At 59.9% G+C, this 3,214-nt stretch carries 3 protein-coding genes; all 3 read left to right on the top strand.

Annotated elements, in window-relative coordinates:
- The coding region (locus tag V6C07_RS06215) for an FAD-binding protein (RefSeq protein WP_333535491.1) at nucleotides 1-685 on the top strand (685 nt) is incomplete at its 5' end.
- A gap of 91 nt (nucleotides 686-776) precedes the next feature.
- Nucleotides 777-2,312, top strand: coding sequence for a hypothetical protein (locus tag V6C07_RS06210; RefSeq protein ID WP_333535490.1), 1,536 nt, complete (start codon nucleotides 777-779; stop codon nucleotides 2,310-2,312).
- A gap of 423 nt (nucleotides 2,313-2,735) precedes the next feature.
- The coding region (locus V6C07_RS06205; RefSeq protein ID WP_333535489.1) for a pyridoxal-phosphate-dependent aminotransferase family protein at nucleotides 2,736-3,214 on the top strand (479 nt) is incomplete at its 3' end.

Raw genomic sequence — 3,214 nt, 5'->3', positions numbered from 1 at the left:
GGCCATGATGCACGAAATGCTGCATAACGGCGCTCCCTGCCTTTTCCTGGACGTGAGCGGTGTAAAACAGGACCTGCCCACGCGCTTTCCCACGGTTTTCCAGAAATGTCTTGAGGCGGGCATCGACATCCGCCGCGAACCCATCCCCGTTGTTCCTGCCGCCCACTATTTCTGCGGCGGCGTGCTCACCGACGAACGCGGGCGCACATCCATGCGCGGTCTTTACGCCATCGGCGAATGCGCCTGCACTGGGCTGCACGGGGCCAACCGCCTGGCGAGCACATCACTGCTTGAGGCCCTGGTGTGGGGCGTTAGCTGCGGCAAAGACCTGAGCCGCCGTCTCAAGGCCGAAAGCGGCCTGCCCAAAAGCCTGGCCGCCGCCATTCCCGACTGGCTGCACGAAGGGGACGAACGACGCGATGACCCCGCCCTGGTGGCTCAGGACTGGACAAACATTCGCAACACCATGTGGAATTATGTGGGCATTTCGCGCACAGAGGCACGCCTGCGCCGGGCCTTTGAAGACATGCGCGACCTTGTGCGGCATATCCACGACTTTTACAAGTATACCCGCATTTCACGACGCCTGGTGGACCTTTTTCACGGTTCACAGACGGCCTACGTCATCATTCAGGCGGCCATGCGCAACCGCGCCAGCCTGGGATGCCACCACCGTGTGGACTGATGCGGCGGTCTTGCACAGGCAAACCTCATGGCAAAAAGCGCGGCCGTACGGCATGCGCGCCATGTCAAACACATAAGGGAAATACCTGTCTATGAAAAAGTTGCTTACAACCCTGGTCGTCCTGGCCGTCCTGGTCGTGGGCGGTCTGGCCGCACTGGGCTTTGGCCTGCGTTCTGTCATTCAGGAGCAGACCCTCAACGCCCTCGGCAATATGACTACAAGCCCCCAGGGCAGCGCCTATGCGGCCTCGGCCGACCAGATACAGTTCTCGCCCCTGTCGCGCGAGATATCCATCCGGGGCCTGAGCCTCCAGGGCGAACGCCCTCAGGGACCGGAAACATGGCAGATCGCCGAACTTTCCTTCCGCCTTCCCCTGCGTACCCTCCTGGCCTTCACCCCGCTGCGCGACATGGTGCTTGACGGCAAGGACATGATTGACGTGGCTGAAAATGTGGTGATGCGCAATCTTGTCATGACCGCCCCCGGCAACAGGGTTACTGTGCAGCGCGAAGAAATCGACATCGTTCGGGCCATGCCGTTTCTTATTCGGCAGACACTGGAAAAAGGCGAGCCTGTCGACATGGTGGCCGCCACCTACAATATGGGGGCGAACAATACCCAGGTCCACTTCGTCACTATGGACACCCCGGGAGCCGACGGTTCCGTGCGGCTGACCGTGAAGGAATCGCGCATGCGCGGCTGGCAGGGACGCACCATTGAAAGCATCGTCCTGGACGGACTGGAAATGCGTGTGGACAACACCCCCGGCATGAGCATCGGCCATATCGTCCAGGAAGGACTGACCCTGCCCGATGAAGACCTGCTGCGGCAGATAATGGAAGCCACCCGGCAGGCTGATCCCGAAGAGGCCCTTAACCAGATCATGCCGCTTATGGAAGCCATGCTCAAGGCAGAGCCGCCCCTGCTGCGCAAGGCCCATGTCACGGATATGGCTTTTGCCGTGGAAACAAGCTCGGTGCAGATCAAGGAAGTGCTTTTTGAATGGCTCTCCAACACGCCCCCCCATACCAAAAGCAGCGTCAAAGGCTTTGCGGCCCCCTCCAGCCTGCTCTACGCCCTGCTGGATATGACCCTTCCCCCGCTGAACATGGATATGGCCTTTGAAACCCGCTCCACCGGAACCGTCAGCCATCAGATGGCATCGGTCGCCGCCGCCGGCCTGGGCGTGCTTGACTGCGAAGTGAAGCTGAATGAAAAGCCCGGCACAAACATGATGGAAGGGCTGCTTACACAGAGCTTCAGCGATTTCAGCCTGAAGTACCGGGATGAAGGGTTTATGGCCTGGCTTGGACTGAACATTTCCACCAACGTGCCTCAGGCCGTGGGCGCCCTTAACGCCCTGGCAGCACTGCCGGGCGTCAAGAACGACCAGAAAAACGACGCCATACGCCGCAGCCTGCAAACCTTTGCCGCCCGACCGGGCAACCTCGAAATACAGACCACGCCCGGACACACGGCCCTTGTGCTTGATCTTATTTCCCTGCTGGACAATCCCGGCATGCTGCTTACCGTTACTGCCAAGCCGGGAGATCGCGCCCTGGCCGAGCAGATGGAAGCCCAGAAGCTGACTTTTGAAGCCATACAGGCTGTAAGCTCCGAGCAATAAAAAATCCGCAGCAGCAGAAGCGTGCCTTCTGCTGCTGCCACCGGCAAGCCGGACAAGCGAGATCAGGCGCCGGCCGATCCACACGAAGAGCATGCGGGCTTGACGCAAAAGCCCTGTGGGCGCAGACTGTTGCAACCCCTAGAGCAAATTAACTTTGAGAATATACATTCTCAATTTTTTTGACGCCCACTTTGGCGTTTACCCGCGCAAACCACACGCGCTGCGTCTTTGTGGCGAACGCCTGGCCGCGAAGCCATCAAAGCCGTTTCAGCGCAAAACCGCTTCCAAGCAACCCCTGGCGGCTTGCGGAACCTTGGGCGCACAACGGGGAAACGGTGGCAGGAGGCGGCAAAAAACGTGTAATACACTACCATTACACAAAAAGCATTCCCGGAACGCAAACACAAGGAAAGGAACAGCCACATGCTTAACAAGTTTCGCCTGCTCACCCCCGGCCCCACGCCTCTGCCCGAACGCGTGCGCCTTGTTCTGGCCCGGGACATGATCCACCATCGCAAAAGCGAGTTCAAAGAGATCATGGGGCAGGTTCAACAAAGCCTGCAAACGCTTTTCGGCACTTCCGGCACAGTGCTGCCCCTCTCCTGTTCCGGCACGGGAGCCATGACGGCAGCCGTATACAATCTTTTTGCGCCGGGACAGAAGGTTCTGGTGGTGGACGGCGGCAAGTTCAGCCAGCGCTGGATGGAAATAGCCCTTTCGCGCGGGCTGGAGGTGCAGTCCATCTCTGTGCCGTGGGGTCAGGCCGTCAATCCCGAAGATGTGGCAGCAGCCCTCAAGGCTGACCCGTCCATCGCCGGCGTGCTTATTCAGCTTTCCGAAACGTCCACCGGCGTGCTGCACCCCGTGGAGGCCGTGGCCCGCATCACCCGCGAAAGCCGGGA

Source organism: Desulfovibrio sp. 1214_IL3152, assembly GCF_036763055.1.
Taxonomy (GTDB): domain Bacteria; phylum Desulfobacterota; class Desulfovibrionia; order Desulfovibrionales; family Desulfovibrionaceae; genus Desulfovibrio.
The sequence above is the reverse complement of the archived record's forward strand: the minus strand, read 5'-3'. Positions and strand labels throughout refer to the sequence as shown.

What these genes read in the sequence shown, in the direction of transcription:
- V6C07_RS06210 (WP_333535490.1), top strand. Translation starts at nt 777, where the DNA reads ATGAAAAAGTTGCTTACAACCCTGGTCGTCCTGGCCGTCCTGGTCGTG.